Raw genomic sequence first — 15,876 nt, forward strand, 5'->3', positions numbered from 1 at the left:
AACTACAAAACCAATGAACTACAAAACTACCCAACTATCCTACGGCTGCACTCCCAATTCCTGCAACGCTTGCACGGCGGGGAACCAATTCGCGTGGACTTGTAATGCGGCGCGATAATCCGCGATGGCGGCGGGGGTGTTGCCGATCATGTAATATGCCCGTCCGCGCCAAAGCAGGGACTCTTCAAGGGTGGGAGTGGAGATGGTGTCGTTCAGGGTGGTGTTGGCAAGATTGATCACATCCTGATAACGGGCTGCATAATAGTAGGCGAAATAGGGTCCCGTTTGATACCACATCATGCGGAAGGGACGGTTGCCCTTGGTGGTATCCCATCCGGCATATTCACGGAATGCCTGATCATACGCAGCCGCGGCGTCTACATATTGATTCAAGGCGACATGGCTGGTGCCCTTGTTGAACCACGCAAAGAACAGGTCATTTCCCTGAAGGGATTGGATTTCTTTTTCGGCCAGTTCGAGCGCATATTGTGCCGCCCAGCCCTCATCCTCCCAGGGACCAAGCAGGTTCAACACCTCCGCTTCGCGACCTGCGGGGTAAACGACCATGAAGAGATAATTGAAAGAACGCCAGCCGTCCCGATATTCATCATAATCGCTCAAAAGATCCTGGCCGGGCTCGAGATAGGCGTCCTGCACGATGAATCCGTTTTGTGCATCATCGTAACCGGTGGTGAACAGGTAGTGGCCAAGCCAGTCGATCTTGCCGGTGTAATCGCGTTCGTAATATCCCTTTTCCGCCACAACAGGGAAGCCCGCGGCGATCAGGCGCTTGATCAGATCCATATCACCGCCGTGACGATACAACGCACGATATTCCGTATGCTCATTGGCGAAGTTGACCATTTCATACGGCATGACGTTCTTATCGGGCAGGCCGCGCTCGATGAAGTTCAATTTTGTGTCCGGCGAGCCCGGTTTGATCACCTTTGCAACATCATCGCGGTCTCCCTTCCAACCCCAGAAGTTAAGTGCCATGGTGAGGTTGGCGGGACCGCAATAGTTCCAGCGGTTGTGCTGGTCAACGTAGACGACGCCCGGCAGCATAACCGAATCAGGAATCGGCGTGGTGGTGATCGTCGGTATGAAGGCGGGATCTGCCTGCGGCGTGGATGTCGCTTTGGGAGTCATTGTCAAAAGCATTTCGGCACGGGCGGTCCCAACGGCGGTTTCAACGGTAAAGGGATTCTGTTCGCCGGGTTGAAAGACGGCTTCGCTCGGCGGCTTGAAGAAGTAAACAATGCGCGTGCGCAGGAGATCCACGCGTGTTGTGAGGCGGCTGTGCACCGGCGGCAGGTAGTAGATGCCGACGGCAAACAAAAGCCCAAGCGGGATCAGCCAGCGTTTGTTTATCTTTCCGAGTTTGTTCATGAAAAGGATTATAAAACAAAAGACCCTAAAGGTTTTTGGAACCTTTAGGGTCTAATCTGGTTATTATTTATTCCTTCACTTCGCCGTCAATTACGTCGCCGCTGGCAGAGCCGTGTGATGTGGACGGTCCGCCTTCGGGCTGCGTCTGCGGCTGATCCTGCGCGTACAACTGCTGGCTGAGCGCGTGGAACGCCTGCTGAACCGCTTCGGATGCCTGCTGGATGCGGGCAAGGTCGTCGCCCTGCGCGGCGGATTTGAGGTCGTTGATCTTGGTCTCGATCTCACCGCGTTCCACGGACGGAACCTTGTCGCCGAGGTCACGCAGGGCCTTCTCGGTCTGGTAGACGAGATTGTCCGCGGTGTTTTTCACGTCGATCATTTCACGGCGTTTCTTGTCTGCGGCTTCATTCTGGCGGGCCTCCTGCACCATGCGTTCGATGTCGTTCTTGTTCAGGTTGGTAGAGGCGGTGATGGTCACCTTTTGTTCCTTGCCGGTCGCCTTGTCTTTTGCGGCTACGTTCAAAATGCCGTTCGCGTCAATGTCGAAGGTAACCTCCACCTGCGGGATGCCGCGCGGCGCCGGTGGAATTCCATCGAGGCGGAAGCGTCCAAGGCTCATGTTGTCATTTGCCATCGGGCGCTCGCCCTGCAGGACATGGATATCGACTGCGGTTTGATTATCCGCGGCGGTGGAATAGGTCTCGGTCTTGCGGACGGGGATGGTGGTATTCCGTTCGATCATCACCGTCATGACACTGCCCATCGTTTCCACGCCGAGCGAGAGCGGGGTGACGTCGAGCAGGAGGATGTCCTTCACATCGCCGCCAAGCACGCCGCCCTGAATTGCCGCGCCAATGGCAACGACTTCATCGGGATTCACGCCCTTGTTCGGTTCCTTGCCGTCTGTCAGTTTGCGGACAAGTTCCTGCACCATCGGCATGCGCGATGAACCGCCGACTAAAACAACTTCATCAAGTTTGTCGGCTGTCATGCCCGCATCCTTCAATGCAGACTCAAACGGAGTGCGGCAGCGCTGGAGCAGGTCCTCGGTCATCTGTTCGAATTTTGAGCGGCTGAGTTTTAACTGCAGGTGCTTCGGTCCGCTGGCATCGGCGGTGATGTATGGCAGGTTGATCTCGGTTTCCATCACGGTGGAAAGCTCGATCTTTGCCTTCTCTGCGGCTTCGCGCAACCGCTGCAGCGCCTGTTTGTCTGCCCGCAGGTCGATGCCCTGATCCTTTTTGAATTCGTCCGCCGCCCAGTTGGTGATCTTCTGGTCCCAGTCGTCGCCGCCGAGGTGGGTATCGCCGTGTGTGGACTTCACTTCGATCACGCCCTCGCCCACTTCAAGGATGGACACGTCGAACGTGCCGCCACCGAGGTCGAAGACGAGGATGGTTTCATTCTTCTTTTTATCCAGTCCATATGCCAGGGCGGAGGCCGTCGGCTCGTTGATGATGCGCAGCACTTCCAGTCCGGCGATCTTGCCCGCATCCTTGGTCGCCTGACGCTGGCTGTCGTTGAAATAGGCCGGTACGGTGATGACCGCCTGCGTGACCGCTTCGCCCAAATACGCTTCTGCATCGGACTTCAGCTTCCCCAGTATCATTGCGCTGATCTCCTGCGGGGAATATTCCTTTCCGGTCACGGGTACTTTGACGCGCACATCGCCCGCCGGTCCCTGCACGACCTGATAGGGAACCATGCCGCGTTCCACACTGGTCTCGTCAAAGTGGCGCCCGATAAATCTTTTGATGGAATAGATGGTGTTATCTGCATTCACAACAGCCTGGCGTTTTGCGGTCTGCCCCACCATGCGTTCACCGTTCTTGTTGAACGCCACAACGGACGGGCAAAGCCGCCCGCCTTCCGCCGTCGTGATGACGGTCGGTGTGCCGCCTTCGATGACGGAGACAACGCTGTTGGTCGTGCCGAGGTCAATGCCTATGATTTTGCCCATTTTTAGAACTCCTTACTCATGGTTTTCAATACCTGAATCTTAAACGAAATATGCAAGAATCCTGTTAACGGCGCGTAGGTTTTTAATCAAAAAAACCGTCCCGTACCCGGGACGGCTCAAAACATGATGTCACTTCTCGTTAACGGTTACCCATGCCAGGGATGCCGTCATCGGCGTTTCCTTGAAGGAAGATACCGTGATGCCGATATTTCCCTCTGTCAGCCCATAGTTGGTGACCTCCAACCTGCGGATGAGGGCATCGTTCACATAAAGGAAGATGAAGTTATCCTGGCAGGAAAGTCCAATTTCGTAATTCAAACTGCCGGCATTTAAATGTCCGCTTCTGTCCGTGATGATGGGAACATATTTTGCAATGCCCGGCGCCAGCCATTGACCATGGAGCGCGCTGTATGTCCCGTCACTTGCGACATTGTATTCAAACCAGCCTTTCGATTCATCATAGCGGCAGATCAAGCCAGCCGAGCCCGTTGGGTTGGCGGATATTTTTGCGCGGATGAAGACATTTGCGTAGCTGTGCGCATTGTGGATGCCGATCGACCAGGTGTCGGGAGTTGAGATGTCAATGCGGAGGGCGTTATCCTCAAAAAGGAGGGTGGCTTCACTCAATCCCCCGCTTTGGAGGAATTCCCAATAGGGTGACCCTGTATCAAATTCGTCAGTGAAGAAGTATGGAGGCGGTTCAGGCGTGGGAGAGGCAGCAATACTTGTGGGGATATCCAGGTTGGGCGAGGCAGGGGTTGGTGTGGGGGAATCCGTCTGCGCTGGGGCAGATTCGGCAGTTGGCGCAGGAGTTGCAGGCATATTGCAGGCCGAGCCCAGGAGCAGGAGGCACCCAATAAAAAAAACTTTTTTCATGCCGCCTTTTATATCACAAGACGGGGTCAATCGCAGCGGAGAACGCCGGGGGAGCGGTCAATCTGATCAACGATGATTCCCCGCCACATGATAAGGACGAGGAACAGGAAAACGATTCTGGCCGGCAGGCTGGAAGGATGTGCCAGAGGATTGCCACCCGTCTATTGACCAGTTCAAGGAGAATGAATGGGAGCGCAGGTAGAAAACCAAGGACCACTGCGGGTTTAAGGTCGGAGAATGTGTTTTTCATGTGAGCCTTCATATAAACACTCATTGCCCAGCATAATGACTGGGCAATGGGCAAGGTGGAGATGGCGGGAATTGAACCCGCGTCCGAAAGATTCGACCCTCGGAAATCTACGAGCGTAGCCTGCCGCTATTCGTCATCACAGACACCCCGGCGGGCTGGTAAGCCTGTGACCATCTGCTGGTCTTTCGCGCGCTTAGCAGAATCACGCGCGGCACTCTATCATTGTCTCGCCCGGTCCGTCACCGGGTAGAGGACGAGGACGGCGGACGCAGCCTCCTAGGAGGCTGAACTGTTAGCTCTCACCTTAGGCGGCGAGGGGCATGGCAGCGTAAGTGCGGTTGTTGGCACTTGATTGTTTGCACTGATTTATCGAGGTCGGTGCGCGCTCGGCTCGCATTCCGGAACCAGCCTCTCCCGTCGAAGCCTGTCATCCCCAAGGCTTGGGAACTTTCCCAGATGACGAGAAACGTCCCGTTGCTTATTCATTATAGCATAACGCCATTAATGAAGCGTTAGAACTTGTCCGTTATACCTGTTTGTGCTAGACTTGCTTGGAAGCAGAGGAAACATGGCTGAAAAAATCCTGATTATTGATGATGATGTGGATACTTTAAGACTTGTCGGGTTGATGCTGCAGAGGCAGGGCTATCAGATCATTGCGGCTTCCAACGGTTCGCAGGGGCTGGCGAAGGCATTGGAGGAGCGCCCGAATCTCATCCTGCTGGATGTCATGATGCCGGACATGGATGGGTATGAGGTCACGCGTCGTCTGCGCAAGAATCCTGCAACCGTGGCCATTCCCATTTTAATGTTCACTGCCAAATCGCAGCTGGACGACAAGGTGTCCGGGTTTGAGGTCGGGGCGGATGATTACCTGACCAAGCCCACGCATCCCACTGAATTGCAATCGCACGTCAAGGCGCTGCTGGCGCGCGCGGCTCCAAGGGATCCGGGCGGGCTTGCCACTGCCATACTCGAGCATCGCGGCTACATCATCGGCGTGCTTTCCGCGCGCGGCGGACTGGGCGTCTCTTCGCTGGCTTCCAATCTGGCGGCGGCGTTGTTTACCCGCGTCCAAGCGGATGTGATTCTGGCTGAACTCACGCCGGGACAGGGGACACTCGCCACGGATTTGGGTATCCCGAACCAGAAAGACCTTACCGAGATGCTGCAAGGCACGCCGGTTGAAGTGACGCGCGAGAAAGTGCAATCCTCCCTCGTACAGCATGCTTCCGGTATAAAGTTTCTTCCGGCTTCTGAGAAACCAAGCGATGTGACCTTGATCTCGCAGGTACATAACTACGAAGCACTGACCGCCCGCCTGGGTTCGCTTGCCCGCTTCGTTGTCCTGGACCTTGGAATTGGTCTGCCAAATTTTGTGCAGAAACTCCTTCCACTCTGCCACGAGCGCCTGGTTGTGGTGGAGGGTACGCCGGGCACCATTCAACACACCAAACTGTTAATTGATGAGATCGCGGGGTTGAACATCGACCGCAAGACCGTCAGTGTTGTCTTGAACAACCGTCAGCGTACCGAGGCGCAGATGCCGTGGACACAGGTCCAGGAAAAACTGGGTCATTCGATTGCTGCCACATTGACCCCCGCCCCGGAACTATTCCTGCAAGCCGTGCGTTTACAGACAACCGCTGTGATGGCTCAACCGACGAACATGACCTCCCAGCAGTTCATGAAACTTGCAGATGTGGTCATTGAGCGCGAAAAGGCGCGATGATCACCTTTTCTTCACAGACGCAGACCAACATCGAATTTGCCGCGGACTTGTTCCGCCAGTCCAAACATGCCGTTGCGCTGACAGGTGCCGGGCTTTCCACTCCGTCAGGGATTCCGGATTTTCGCTCCACGGGAACAGGCTTATGGTCCAAGGATGAACCGCTGGATGCGGCTTCCCTGAACACCTTTCGCACCCGGCCCGAGCGTTTTTTTGAGTGGTTCCGCCCGCTGGCGGGTCAGATTTTCCATGCCGAGCCGAATCCAGCACATTTCGCACTGGCCGAACTGGAAAAAGCGGGTCATGTACAATCCCTCATCACCCAGAATATTGACATGCTGCACCAAAAGGCCGGCTCAAAAACGGTAATTGAGATGCACGGCACACTGCAAACGTTAACCTGTTCGCAGTGTTATCATCAGGTACAGGCAGAGCCTTACCTTGGTCCTTTTGTGGAGACGGGCGAGATCCCACACTGCCCACGGTGTGGACAAATTCTCAAGCCGGATGTGATCCTGTTTGGCGAACAATTGCCGCAGGCAGCCTGGTTCCAGGCACAAAAGGGAGCGCGTCATTGCGACCTGATTCTGGTTGCCGGTTCCTCTTTGGAGGTCCTGCCTGTGGCAGGGCTGCCCATGCAAGCGCTGGATCGAGGCGCCCACCTGATCATTATTAACAATACGCCGACGTATTTGAATGTCCGTGCGGATGTGGCCATCCTTGATGATGTGGCAGAGATCATCCCTGCGATTACGGAGAGAGTGCTGCGTGGCTGAGATAAAAACCGAGCGGCTGGACGGCTACCGCCGTCTGATCGACATTGCGCGAGACCTCGCCTCCACACTGGACCTGGACATTTTGCTCTCGCGAATTGTCCATGCAGCGGCTGAGATCAGCGGCGCCGAAGCCGCCTCCATTTTGTTGTATGATGACACCTCGCGTCAGTTGTATTTTCAGGTCTCCACAAATCTGGATGAATCCACCCGGCGAGGTTTGGTGGTCCCGCTCGAGGGAAGCATTGCAGGCTGGATCGTGAACAACCGCAAGCCGGTCCGCATTGCAAACGCACATGATGATCCCCGTTTCTTCTCCAATGTGGAGACGACCACGGGATTTCCAACCCAATCGCTGCTCGGAATCCCGCTGGTTACCAAAAATAAAATTGTCGGGGTCCTGGAGGCGTTGAATAAACACGGCGGAAAGTTCACCGATACGGACGAATCCATGCTCCTGGTATTGGGGGCGCAGGCAGCGGTTGCGATTGAGAATGCACGTTTGTTCCAGCAGTCTGACCTGATTTCCGAATTTGTCCACGAATTGCGCACGCCGCTTTCTTCCCTCAGTACTGCCACGTATCTGCTTTTGCGCCCTGAGATGTCACAGGAACAGCGCGATCAGATCATCAACAGCATTCATAACGAGACCATGCGTCTGAATGCGCTGGCATCCTCGTTCCTGGACCTGGCGAGACTCGAATCAGGCCGGGTGCAATTCCGCAACACGCTCTTTAGCGTTGCGGATTTGATGTATGAATGCAGGGATGTGATGGCAACCAAGGCGCAGGATGAGAATATTCAGCTCCGCGTGGAATCGCCGGATGGGCTTCCCCTGCTCGAAGCGGACAGGGACAAGATCAAACAGGTGTTTTTGAATTTATTGAGCAATGCCATAAAATACAACCGCCCCAACGGCACGGTCATGCTGCGCGCGGAGGCAAAAGAGAACGAACTGGCGCTCTATATTCAAGATACAGGTGTGGGCATCCCCGATGAAGCGGTGCCGCATTTGTTTGAGAAGTTCTACCGCGTGCGGGAGCACGAATCACGGGCATCCGGCACAGGGCTTGGACTGTCCATCTGCAAGCAGATTATCCATGGGCACGGCGGACGCATGGAAGTGAAGAGCAAGATCGGGGTGGGGACGGTGTTCACGATCTTTTTGCCCAGATCAACCAGGACTCAGCCTCGTGTGGGCGATGCAAAAGATGCGCCCAAAAAGAGTAGTAAGAAAGGGTGATTTGACTTTTTAGCGCGAAGATTGTACACTAGGTAAAATCATTTTTACGTTATCCCGGAGGAAGAAGATGGCACAGTTCCAGTTTGTTATGAGGTCGGGCCCCACCCCAGGCGTGACCTTCCCGCTTGATGGGGACCAGCTCACCATTGGGCGTGATTCGTCCAACGGGGTTGCGATTAACGACGCCGAAGTTTCACGCAAGCATTCCCGTCTTTCCTTTCAAGGCGGCAAGTACGTTATTGAGGACCTTGGCTCCACCAACGGCACGTTTGTGAATGGACAGCGTCTTGCGGGCCCTGTGGTACTGAAAGCCGGGGATGTGGTCTCACTTGGTGAACAAATCGTCCTGATGTATGACGCGATCAATATGGACCCCGGCGCGACTGTTGCGGTCTCCCGCAAGGCGGTGCAGGCGCCGCCCGCCCAGCCGGCCTATGCGGCTGCACCAGCGCCTGCGTACGTTCCGCCTCCATCCGCCCCCATGAACAGCAAGAAAACGAACATGACCCCGATTTTCATCGGCGGCGGTGTTTTCCTCTTCATCTGCCTTTGCGCCGGTTTCTTCTGGTGGGTGGATGCGACCTTCCGCTGGTGTGTCTTCTTCCCCTTTATCGCTGGCTGTTGATCAACATCCAATCACGCCCCGTGAGTTATCTCTCGCGGGGCGTTTTCTTTTGGATTGGATGTTTTTGTTGTAAAATTTTCCATCTTTGATACAATCGAATGACGAAAGCTGAAATGGAATGACGTTCATGGATCATCCGCAACCCTCAACCTCCCCAACCTGGGGCACAAACACAAAACTGGTCATCGCGCTCACGATCATTGTCATCGTTGGCGCATTGCTGGTTAAATTTCAATTCATCCTGACGCCTCTGTTGATTGCGCTGGCGCTCTCCTACCTGTTCCACCCGGTGGCGGATTTTCTCCAGCGCAAATTGCATTTTTCCTGGGGGCTTGCAGTCGGCTTCATTTACATTATTATCCTGCTGCTTTTGCTTGGTTTGCTCACCGTTGGCGGGGTGGGGCTGATACAGCAGATCCAAAGCCTGGTCATCATCGTGCAGGATGTGCTGCGCCAGCTGCCGCAGCTGATCGAAACCATTTCGGGGCAGGTGTATCAATTCGGTCCCCTCAAAATTGACTTCAGCACGCTGGATTTGCAGGACCTCAGCGCCCAGATCCTCGGCATGGTGCAGCCCCTGCTGAACCGCACCGGCACACTGCTGGGCGCGGTGGCGGGCAGCGCGGCTGGTTTCCTCGGCTGGACGTTATTTGTCATCGTCGTCTCCTATTTTGTGCTTTCAGAAAGCAAAGGTCTGCGCAACCGCATCATCGCGGTGGATGTGCCGGGCTATGCGCAGGACTTTGCGCGTCTCAGCCGTGAACTGGGCAGAATCTGGAACGCCTTCCTGCGCGGACAGATCATCCTCTTTCTCCTTGCAGTGAGTGTGTATTCGGTTGTCCTCAGCACCCTGGGAGTTACATATGCCATCGGGCTTGCGTTTCTGGCCGGGTTTGCGCGCTTCCTCCCTTATGTGGGACCCGCCATCAATTGGACATTGCTCGTCATCGTGGCTTATTTTCAAGCCTTCAAACTGTTCGACCTGCCGCCCCTGTACTACACCCTGTTGATCCTGCTCGTGGCGCTTTTCATCGACCAGATCTTCGACAACCTCGTCTCCCCCCGCATTCTTTCCGACGCACTGAAAGTCCACCCTGCCGCCGTGCTTGTCGCCGCCATCATCGCGGCCAACCTGTTCGGCATCCTTGGCGTTGTCGTCGCCGCCCCCATCCTTGCCACCGCCGCACTTTTTTGGGGATATACGATGCGAAAGATGCTGGACTTGGACCCCTGGCCTGAGAAGGAGGATTATCATCCGCCTCCACCGTTCGGTTCGCGCACCATGGTTTTCATCCGCAACCTCATCCGCCGCCTCAGCCTGAGGCTCAAAAAGGGAAAATGACCTCCCTCCAACAGCGTTTTAAAATAGACCCATCCAACAGGAGAATAGCATGAGTAATCATAATGATGAACCCCGCACCGGCACCATTGCAGAGACCGAAAACTTCCTCGCCTGGAAAGCCGAGGAACCCGACGGCGAAACCACCTATCATATCGAATTGAACAATGTCACCGTCCACTTCTTCGAAGAGGAATGGACGGAATTCCTGCAGCTGGTAAAGGGATTGTAGCAGGTCATGCACAAAACAAAAAGGTATTGACGGGCTGGCTGTGCAGCCAGCCTGTGCCGTGCGCATGTCCATTTCAGCGGGCAGTTTGCCGGGGTTGGCGACGTGAAATGAAACAAGATAAGCGGATTTCCACAAAACTAACACGGTTTCTTTTTGGCGCGGCGGCAGGGGGGGCAATTTCACTGACTCTGGCTCTGCAACTTCTTAATTTCAATGAACTTGCCTTGATCGACCGCCTGTTCCTTGTAGTCGTCCCCGCCTTCGCCTTGATCGTTTGCATATATTATCTGATCCCATTTTTGGAAGAACGAATCGAGCAGACGTCTGTTTTTACAAAAATATTCCTTTTTTTGCTTGCTGTATTTTCCGCCCTCACTGTGGCGGTTTTGAGTTTCGAGAATCTGAACGCGCTTTCCATCGGCGCATTTGTATCGCTGTTCATTCTCTTTCTGGCAGGGGTTATCCCCTCCGCGCCCCTTGTTCAAAGAGTCCTTGACGCCAACCTCCACCCCCGGATTTTTGGGGGATGGCTGGCGTCCAATGTAATCATCTTTTTCCTTGCAGGCTTTCTGGATGATTATTACGGCGGCTTTTTTGAGTTCGCCTGCCTGGTGCTTTTTCTGCAATTTACGGTTGGATTGGCGGGCTATTTTCTCGCCGTTCGGATGAAGCAATTTTTCAAAACGGGCTTGCCAGACGTTGCGATTACATCCGCCTTATTTCTGCTGCTCTTCGTGTTTATCGCTTCGATATTCGTTTTTGGAAGCCGCTATCCACAACTGTTCAATCCCGCCGCGTTTTCACTGAAAAGCGGATTGCTTCCCGTGTTTTTGGCTGTGAGCCTGCTGTCGCTTCCCTGGCAGGCATGGATGCTGGACACACTAAGGGCGAAACAGTTTTTCAAGTTGAAGGAAACCGGTTTTTATTCATTCGTGAACGAAAACATTGCGGGGATTTTGCTTGCCTCTGTCTTTTTTTCGTTATACCTGCTGACCGCTTCCATGCTCAACCACCCGCGCTTCGATGTGGACGATGTCTTTTTCGACGCGGATGTGTTCAATTTGCGACTCCGCTTCACTACGGATCACTGGCGGGATTACTACTGGCGGTCGGTTCACCCCTTTATGTTGATCCTGCTCAAGCCGCCCATTGAGCTGGCTGCCATGTTCCTGAAAGGGGACAAACTGTTTGGTGCGTACATCATCGTTGCGTTTGGCGGGGCAGCCTGTGTATTCCTTGCCTGGAAATTCATCCTGCGAGTAACGCAGGCGCCGGTTTATAGCCTGTTGACCGCATCCCTGCTGGGTTTGAGCGCATCCCATCTGATTTTCGGTTCATTGATCGAAAGCTACATTTTTTTAGCCGCAAGTTTGCTCTTGTTCTTTGTGCTGCTTGCGGAGGATCGTCCTTTTCCAGCGCTTGTCATGGCCGGCTTGGCGACCATTGGCATCACTCACTCGAATTTTGCCCAGAACGTGATTGCGTTTTTTACGGTCAAGCCGAACATCAAGCAGACGTTTCGCTTCATGGCCACTGTTGCAGTCTTTTTGGTGCTGTTGACCCTGTTGAACAACCTGCTCTATCCCGAGGCGCATCCGTTCTTTTTCATCCCGTCCACCTTGCAGGCGGAACAGCAGAATCTATTCCCCTTGAACACGCTTAGAATTCAGGCGCTTGTGCGGGCGTTTTTCTTTCATAACATGGTTGCGCCGACTCCCATTTTGTACACTGGCGACATTCCGTTCGTGCAGTTCCGCTTCTTCAAGCCCGAGATCAATAGTTTGAGCAGATATGAAACATTTTTTCAAAACGTCACTGTGCGATACTGGCTGGGACTGCTCGCGTTGGCTTGTTTAACCCACTTTATCAACTTCAAGAAGAACAGATACAAGCCCATCTCCCTTGCCCTTTTGGCTTGCATATTAATGAATGTTGGACTTCATCTCCGCTACGGCAAGGAGTTTTTTCTATATTCGCCGAATTGGACGTATGCCTTGATCCTGTTGGCTGGTTTGGGCTGGCAGGGATTTGCAAAGCATACATGGTTCCACGCTGTCCTGCTGGTATTCCTTGCGCTTTTGGCGGTCAACAATGGATTGTTATTAAGGGAAATTTTCGAAATTCTCGCGTCGCAAATTTGACGGTGTTACTTTGGCAGGTGAACGCGGAATTTTTCGAATTTTTTATCCTTGTAATCGATGCTTGTATTGGGCGGCTCCTCCGTCAGCGTGAGGATGTACACCGCACCCGGAGAATCAAGGCAATCGTCCAGTTTGAAGCGGAATTGCTTTAGCGAGCGCAGGATGCGCGCCGAATCCAAGGGGTCGTCTGGTTCTGTCCATTCAAGTTCCCCCGCATATTCCGATGGGTGGAAGCGCTGGGTCAACAGGACGTAAATGTACATGGAATAGCGCTGCTCGGTAAAGCAGATCATCGAATCGGTGTTTTGCATGGCATATTGAATGGCAGGAATAATGCCTTCATTGAAAATGCCGCTTGCCCGCCTTCGATATTCATCCCCGTGATACATCTGAGTGAAAAAGATGAACCCGATCATGAGAACAGAGGCCGTGACAGGGATCATGTGCGGAATGCGCCTGTCGAGCCAGAGGATGAAAACGGCGATGCTAAACAGGAGGGGGGTGAAGATGATGTTGAGACGGGTCAGGTTGACGGGATGAAGGATGCCAACGACAATGGACGCGATCATCCATGCCGCGATCAGCCAGTGCTCTACACGATTTTCTTTGACGAACTTGAATGGCAGCGTAAGGATGAAACCTGCCAGCACAAGCGGGAATGTGATCTTGTAGAAGTACCCGAACGGTTCGACGAAGTTCCACGGATAGGCGTCAGATTGCCTCCAGAGGACGTCGAACATGATTCTGGCGTTGGCTGCAAGCGCCTGAAACGGACTCTGGCCGAAGACCGCTGCCATCGTCTCGTAACGCGCCTCCACAGGCAGGCGGGGTATGGTCACAGCACCCAGCTGCAGGGGCTCCAGCTGAAGCGTGTTGACCAGGAGGAACAACCCGATGGGAAAAGCGATCAAAACGAAGGCGATCGCCCCGATGACAACTTGCTTAATGTCGATACGTTTGAGTTTTAGAAGCAGGGGGATGGTCAGCAGGATGAATACCGGCACGCCGACATAGGCCGTCCCATACGCGTACAGGCTTAATGCAAAGGTGATCGAGGAAACAAGGAACCACCGGTTTTTGGTGTTCGCCAGCGTGAGGGCGGTGAAGCCTGCCAGAAAGAAAAACGGCATGATATTCGACTCGACCGCCCAGCGTGAATTGACGATATGCCAGGGGGAGATCGCCATGAAGAACATCGCCAGCAGTGCGAATTTTTCGCCGAGCAGGCGTCGGCCTGCAATATAGATCAGCGGCAGGGAGAGAATGCCGGCCAGCACCATCGGCAGGCGTATGACAAAGGCGTTGACACCTTTTAATGCAACAAAGGGGATCAGCATATACGCATAGAGTGCGTTTTGTCCGCTGCCCCAGGAGATCAGGTGAACCGGGTAGGACAGCCCGTATCTATCCATGCCAAATTTGTAAAGATAGTATGCCTCCACGCCAATGGAGGCTTCGTCCGGGTTCAAGCCCGGTGGCAGGGATGAAAACTCCCAAAGGCGGGCAAAGATCCCAACCGCCAGGATAACGGTAAACAGCAGGCGGGTCCTCCAGTTGGTGAGAAATTGGTTCAGCATAAGCCGACTCTTCATGGCTGAATTATATTTTATAATCCATGCCAATGAAACTAATTAAACGCCTGGTTCCTGCCTGGCTGGTGAGTCTCCCGTTTTGTTATTTTGGGGCGGGTTTCTTAAGTAATTTCCATTCCACGCCTCACGAACTGATCCCATCCATATTACTTCTCGATGCCGGCCTGGTTTTGTTCCTTTATTTTACCCTGCCTATGCTGCTCACGAGGCTCCGATCAAGACCCTTTGAGGCGGTGATCGCCATCCCCTTGTTCGGCTCCATTGCCGTTTTCGGGTGGATTCTGTTCAAGATGGCGGATCAATTCCCCAGTCTGTTCGATGCGCGGTTTTATCAGCTTGAAGGGACTCAGTGGAATTCCTTTGGAATCGGAGCGGCGCTGGGGCTGTCCTTGTCCGCGTGGGTGGTGACGGTTTTCAGGGATGTACGGTTCAAGGGGTTCTCATTGGGCAGGTTTGTAGATCGAGACCTGGGCGGCTGGTTGCTTGCTTTTGCTTTCTTTTCCGTCTATTTTTTTCTTGTTTCCATTTTCAACCAGCCCGCCTTCGATTCGGACGATATTTTCTTTGACTCAGACAGCCGCCTTTGGCGCTTGCGTTTTGCAACAGACCATGCCCGTGATTATTACTGGCGTTCGGTGCATCCATTCGTGCTGCTCATTATCCGCCCGCTGGTTGGTTTGATCGCGCTTTTCCTGAAGGGGAACACGCTTTATGCCGCATTTATACTGGTCGCTCTGACAGGCGCGCTGTGTGTTTTTCTTGTCTGGTATTTTGTAAGGCAGGTGACCGGCAATTCGTTATATGCCCTGCTGATGGCCGCCCTGTTCGGTGCTTCCACGGCGCAAGTGATATTCAGCTCCCTGATCGAGACGTATATCTTTTTGGCGGCAGTCGCGTTGATCTTTCTCATTCTGTTGCTTAAGGACAAGCCGCTTTCTATGCAGGTGATTACGGGCCTGGTCGCGTTCGGCATCACCATTTCAAATCTCGGTCAGACGTTCATCGCGCACTTGATGATCAAACGCAACCTCAGGCAGATCATTATTTATGGATCGATCGTCACGGCGCTGGTCGTCCCGCTGACCTTGCTGAATAACGTCATCTACCCCGATTCCCAGCCGTATTTTTTCGATCTCAAAAGTTATGAAGGCGAGGGACATAATCAATTCCCGCCGGCGCTCGAACGGGCGAACCTGCTGGCGCGGGTGATGTTCCTGCACAGTTTCGTCGCACCGGAACCGCTCATCCTTGAGGAGGAGATCCCCTTCCTGAAGGTCTGGATGTTCCGGGCATCCATCAAAAAGGACCCGATGCGCATCAGCCGCTATGAAACCGATCTCAGCCGCACGCTGGTGATGGCGTGGCTGGCGTTCATGGCGCTGGGCGGCGCGCTCTTCCTGAAAAACCTGCGCAAACAGGATAACCGCTTCTTTTTGACCTTCCTCCTGATCCTGTTATTCAATTTCGCCCTGCACATGCGCTACGGCAAGGACGTATTCCTTTACTCCGTCAACTGGACCTATGCCATTGTGCTTTTCCTTGCACTGGCATGGAGGGAACTTGCCGACAAACGCTGGTTTCAAATAGCGCTATTGGTCTTTATCGTGTTGATGATGTTGAACAACTCGCAGTTGATATTCACCATGTTAAGCACATCCGCCCTGCGCATTAAATAACAGACGTCCCGCAGGCTTGTAAAAACCGCCCGCGGGACGTCTGTTTAATTC

At 53.8% G+C, this 15,876-nt stretch carries 13 protein-coding genes and 1 other RNA gene; 8 read left to right on the forward strand and 6 right to left on the reverse strand.

Annotation, left to right across the window (positions count from 1 at the left end):
* Nucleotides 1-39: 39 nt before the first annotated feature.
* The 5 genes from QY332_04135 to ssrA all read right to left on the reverse strand — a co-directional run bounded on the left by QY332_04135 (nt 40) and on the right by ssrA (nt 4,910).
* Nucleotides 40-1,389: a C39 family peptidase gene (locus QY332_04135; protein WKZ37114.1), complete on the reverse strand. Its 1,350-nt coding sequence runs from the start codon at nt 1,387-1,389 to the stop codon at nt 40-42.
* Between the two features lie 67 nt (nt 1,390-1,456).
* The gene (gene dnaK / locus QY332_04140; protein WKZ37115.1) at nt 1,457-3,349 is read right to left on the reverse strand and encodes a molecular chaperone DnaK; all 1,893 of its coding nucleotides are present in this window, start codon (nt 3,347-3,349) and stop codon (nt 1,457-1,459) included.
* Between the two features lie 129 nt (nt 3,350-3,478).
* The gene (locus QY332_04145) at nt 3,479-4,225 is read right to left on the reverse strand and encodes a hypothetical protein (protein ID WKZ37116.1); all 747 of its coding nucleotides are present in this window, start codon (nt 4,223-4,225) and stop codon (nt 3,479-3,481) included.
* 13 nt (nt 4,226-4,238) lie between these two features.
* Nucleotides 4,239-4,475 (reverse strand): hypothetical protein, encoded by a 237-nt coding sequence (locus QY332_04150; protein WKZ37117.1) that lies wholly within the window; start codon nt 4,473-4,475, stop codon nt 4,239-4,241.
* Between the two features lie 53 nt (nt 4,476-4,528).
* Nucleotides 4,529-4,910: a transfer-messenger RNA gene (gene ssrA / locus QY332_04155) on the reverse strand.
* Between the two features lie 133 nt (nt 4,911-5,043).
* On the opposite strand from ssrA, the gene QY332_04160 reads away from it, so the two are divergent.
* The 7 genes from QY332_04160 (at nt 5,044) to QY332_04190 (ending at nt 12,557) form a co-directional block, all read left to right on the forward strand.
* On the forward strand, nt 5,044-6,207 hold the full coding sequence (locus QY332_04160) for a response regulator (GenBank protein ID WKZ37118.1): 1,164 nt from the start codon (nt 5,044-5,046) through the stop codon (nt 6,205-6,207).
* Nucleotides 6,204-6,980: an NAD-dependent deacylase gene (locus QY332_04165; GenBank protein WKZ37119.1), complete on the forward strand. Its 777-nt coding sequence runs from the start codon at nt 6,204-6,206 to the stop codon at nt 6,978-6,980. Before QY332_04160 ends, QY332_04165 begins: the two co-directional genes overlap by 4 nt.
* Nucleotides 6,973-8,220 carry an ATP-binding protein gene (locus QY332_04170; protein WKZ37120.1) on the forward strand — a complete coding sequence of 416 codons (1,248 nt, stop codon included), beginning with the start codon at nt 6,973-6,975 and terminating at the stop codon, nt 8,218-8,220. Before QY332_04165 ends, QY332_04170 begins: the two co-directional genes overlap by 8 nt.
* Before the next feature lie 67 nt (nt 8,221-8,287).
* Nucleotides 8,288-8,845 (forward strand): FHA domain-containing protein, encoded by a 558-nt coding sequence (locus QY332_04175; protein ID WKZ37121.1) that lies wholly within the window; start codon nt 8,288-8,290, stop codon nt 8,843-8,845.
* Nucleotides 8,846-8,972: 127 nt separating this feature from the next.
* Entirely contained in the window at nt 8,973-10,187 is a 1,215-nt protein-coding gene (locus QY332_04180; GenBank protein WKZ37122.1) for an AI-2E family transporter, read from the forward strand.
* Nucleotides 10,188-10,236: 49 nt separating this feature from the next.
* Complete coding sequence (locus QY332_04185) at nt 10,237-10,416, forward strand: hypothetical protein (GenBank protein WKZ37123.1); 180 nt, start codon at nt 10,237-10,239, stop codon at nt 10,414-10,416.
* 107 nt (nt 10,417-10,523) lie between these two features.
* Entirely contained in the window at nt 10,524-12,557 is a 2,034-nt protein-coding gene (locus tag QY332_04190; protein ID WKZ37124.1) for a hypothetical protein, read from the forward strand.
* A 5-nt stretch (nt 12,558-12,562) separates the two neighbouring features.
* Here QY332_04190 and QY332_04195 read toward each other — a convergent pair whose 3' ends face one another.
* Nucleotides 12,563-14,134: a phospholipid carrier-dependent glycosyltransferase gene (locus tag QY332_04195; GenBank protein WKZ37125.1), complete on the reverse strand. Its 1,572-nt coding sequence runs from the start codon at nt 14,132-14,134 to the stop codon at nt 12,563-12,565.
* 44 nt (nt 14,135-14,178) lie between these two features.
* Between QY332_04195 and QY332_04200 the strand changes: the two genes are divergently transcribed.
* Nucleotides 14,179-15,825 (forward strand): hypothetical protein, encoded by a 1,647-nt coding sequence (locus QY332_04200; GenBank protein WKZ37126.1) that lies wholly within the window; start codon nt 14,179-14,181, stop codon nt 15,823-15,825.
* Nucleotides 15,826-15,876: the final 51 nt, after the last annotated feature.

The organism is Anaerolineales bacterium, from assembly GCA_030583885.1.
Taxonomy (GTDB): domain Bacteria; phylum Chloroflexota; class Anaerolineae; order Anaerolineales; family Villigracilaceae; genus Villigracilis.